Source organism: Neisseria sp. P0022.S010, assembly GCF_051956635.1.
The window spans coordinates 1-3,604 of the sequence record NZ_JBQCXF010000294.1 but is presented as its reverse complement, the minus strand read 5'-3'; the positions used below and the strand labels follow the sequence as shown (position 1 = coordinate 3,604).

General features: G+C 51.1%; 2 protein-coding genes. One reads left to right on the top strand and one right to left on the bottom strand.

The window, feature by feature from the left end:
• The first annotated feature begins 56 nt into the window (after positions 1–56).
• Positions 57–2,033 (top strand): TonB-dependent copper receptor, encoded by a 1,977-nt coding sequence (locus tag ACTHUT_RS15600; RefSeq protein WP_250601198.1) that lies wholly within the window; start codon positions 57–59, stop codon positions 2,031–2,033.
• A 127-nt stretch (positions 2,034–2,160) separates the two neighbouring features.
• On the opposite strand, the gene ACTHUT_RS15595 is transcribed toward ACTHUT_RS15600, so the two are convergent.
• On the bottom strand, positions 2,161–3,498 hold the full coding sequence (locus tag ACTHUT_RS15595) for a sodium-dependent transporter (RefSeq protein ID WP_250601200.1): 1,338 nt from the start codon (positions 3,496–3,498) through the stop codon (positions 2,161–2,163).
• Positions 3,499–3,604: the final 106 nt, after the last annotated feature.

Here is a 3,604-nt window from a genome sequence, read left to right as displayed (position 1 = left end):
TGTATATACTGCTTAAGTATTACTCGACATGACGCTTAATAATAGAGAGAAACCACATGAAATACCCACCATTACTTATCTTGCCTATCGTCTTAGCCGTATCCCAAGCATGGGCAGACACTGACCCTGTACCTGAAGAAACAGTTACCCTTTCCCCTGTCACCGTTACCGGCACGCAACAAGAAAAAGCCAACCGCGTTACTTTCAACCCCAAAGCTGCTTTGCAACCCCTCCCTGCCGGTGACGGGGCAGACCTTTTGCAATCCGTGCCTAATATGAGCATCATCCGCAAAGGCGGCAGCTCGGGCGATCCGCTGTTCCGTGGCTTGGGCGGCTCGCGCCTCTCCGTCAATGCCGACGACCAGTTTATTTATGGCGGTTGCGGTATGCGCATGGATCCGCCGACTGCCTATATCCACCCAAACTCATTTGATCAAGTCGTGGTCACTAAAGGCCCGCAAACCGTTACCCAAGGTATGGGCTTGGTCAGCGGCTCGGTGCAATTTATCCGTAAAGATCCTGATTTCACTGAGAAACCTTACAACATTAACGCCACCCTGACCGCAGGCAGCAACGACCGCCTTGACGGCTCGCTGGAAGCCGAGTTCGGCGGCAAATATGGCTACATCCGTACCAATATCTCCCATAACGAAGCCGACGATTATAAAGACGGCGACGGCAACCGCATTCATTCCAACTTCAAACGCGACAGCCAAATGTTGCAACTGGGTGTTACCCCGACAGAAAACACCACCATTGCCGGTACATACGAGCGCAGCAGGGCCAAGGTTGCCTACGCCGACCGCATGATGGACGGCAGCAAATTCGACCGTGATGCGTGGAACATCCGCTTTACCCAACGCAACCTCACTCCATGGTTCAGCGAGTTGGAACTGCGCTACGGTAAAAGCGAAATCGACCACGTGATGGACACATACAGCCTGCGTACCATCTACGACCGTGCCGGCAAGCAGATTAAAAATGCCAACAACCCTAAACGCAATACCGATACAGGCCGTCTGAAAGCCACTTTCGACTGGGACAAGCTCAACCTGCAAACCGGTTTGGACTATCTGGACGACGTCCACGTCACACGCATGGAGCGTGGCGGCGACGGCTACAGCCACAAGCCTTACATGCCCAACCAAAGTTTCAAACAATGGGGTATTTTCACCGAAGCCTCTTGGCAGCAAACCGACAATCAACGCTGGGTAGCAGGTTTGCGCCATGACCAAGTCAAAGCGCATTACGATACCGCACGCGTGACCAACCCCGTTTTGAAACATCAAAAATTCAATTTGAACTCAGGATTCCTGCGCTGGGAAAGAAATACGGACAACGGCCTGAAATACTATGCCGGCTTCGGTATTGCCGAACGCGCACCTGACTACTGGGAACGCCTGCAGTCTGAAAACAAAGCCATCCGCGCAGAGCAAAACCGCCAAATCGATGCTGGTGTAATCTGGAAACGTCCTAACCTCCACGCTTCCGTATCCGTATTCGGCAGCGACATCAAAGACTTCATCATGATGGAGCGCCAAGGCAAGAATTTCGGCGTGCGCAACATCAACGCTTCACGCTTTGGCGGCGAAGCCGAAGTCAAATGGACATTTGCGCCTAACTGGGAAGTCGGCACCAGCCTCGCCTACACCCACGGCAAAAACCGTACCGACAGCAAACCTTTGGCACAAACGCCGCCGCTTGAGTGGAACAACACCCTCGCCTTTGACAACGGCAAATTCAGCGCGGGCGCATTATGGCGCGTCGTGGCCAAACAAAACCGTTACAGCAAAGGCCAAGGCAATATCGTCGGCCAAGACATCGGCGCTTCTTCGGGATTTGGCGTATTCTCGCTCAACGCCGGTTGGAAATTCAGCAAATACGCTACATTACAAGGCGGCGTGGACAACGTGTTCAACAAAACCTATGCTGAATTCGTCAGCCGTGGTGGCGACCCATCTGCCGGTACTCAAACCATGCGTGTGAACGAACCCGGCCGTACTGCATGGCTGAGACTGCAAGCGAAGTTCTAATCAGCCTCGCGCGTATATAAAAAGGTCGTCTGAAAAATTTTCAGACGGCCTTAATATTTTTAATGATATTTTTAAACAAGCAGTCCGGCGAAGTAATGCAACGCCGGACTGTTTGTTCACTATCGGATTAAATCAAACCCAAAGAGTTGATGAACACCACAATAATCGCAATCGGCGCAAGATAGCGCAACACGCCCAGCCACACACAAAGCAGGTTTTTCGGAATGGTGCTGCCCATGCCTGCATCGCGCAGGACAGACTGTTTATCCTGAACCCATGACGTAAATACGGCAACGCTCAATGCGCCAATCGGCATGATGACGGCAGAAATAATAAAATCCCACAAGTCAAAAATGGTTTTGCCGAAAATTTTAAACTCGCTCCATACGCCGAAAGACAGCGCCGAAGGAATACCGACTATGAAAATCGCAATGCCGGTTACCCAAGCGTGGCTGCTGCGTTTTTTCTCGTCTTGGCGGATGGTTGCCGCGATGACGGTTTCCAGCATGGAAAACGCGGAAGTCAGCGTGGCAAAAACAACCAACAGCATGAACACGGCAAATAAATACGTACCCATCGGCATTTTCATGAAGACCGCAGGCAGCACAACAAAAATCAAACCAGGGCCTTGACCGGGTTCAAAACCGAAGGCAAATACCGCAGGAAAAATCACCAAACCGGCCAGCAGCGACACAAACAGGTTCATCCACATAATCATGTGGCCGGAACGGAACATATCCTGATCTTTACCCAAATACGAAGCATAGGTAATCATCGCGGACACGCCGATACTTAAGGCAAAAAACGCCTGCCCCAAAGCAGTCAGCATCGTGCCGGGCTTTAAATACGACCAATCCGGTTTCAACAAAAATGCCACGCCGTCCATTGCGCCGGGCAAAGTCAGCGAACGGATAGCCAGTGCGATAAAGAGGATAAACAAACCCGGCATCAATACGCGGTTTGCCTTTTCAATGCCGTCTGAAATGCCGCCTTTGACCACCCAAATGGTAATCAGCATGAACAAACCTTGGTAAAACAGCGAGCCAAACGGTGAAGAAATCGTATTTTCAAACAGGGCCTTAAAGTCTGCACCAACGTGAATTTCGCCGGTAAAACTGTGTACCACATAGTTTAATACCCAGCCGCCGACCACGCTGTAAAACGACAGCAAAATAAAACAAGCGGCCACGCCCATGCGGCCAAACCACGGCCACTGCGAACCGGGGCGCAATACTTTGAAGGAGTCGATGGCATTTTTACCGCCCGTACGGCCGATATAAAACTCGGCCAATTGAACCGGCAAAGCCACCAAAATCGTAAAAATCAAAAACAAAAGAAAAAATACAGCGCCACCGTTTGTACCGGCCGTATAAGGGAATTTCCAAATTGCACCCAAACCGATGGCCGAGCCTGCCGCAGCAAGCACAAAGCCGATTTTGGATGACCAAGACGAATGGTTGCTCATGATGTAATATTAAGAAACGTGAAGATGCCGAATTGTAACAGGGTGAAGTCAAGCCGTGAGTGGCTGACGGACAGCCGATAAGCAATTCGCACGGATGGTGCGTACT

What these genes read in the sequence shown, in the direction of transcription:
- ACTHUT_RS15600 (WP_250601198.1), top strand. Translation starts at nt 57, where the DNA reads ATGAAATACCCACCATTACTTATCTTGCCTATCGTCTTAGCCGTATCC.
- ACTHUT_RS15595 (WP_250601200.1), bottom strand. Translation starts at nt 3,498, where the DNA reads ATGAGCAACCATTCGTCTTGGTCATCCAAAATCGGCTTTGTGCTTGCT.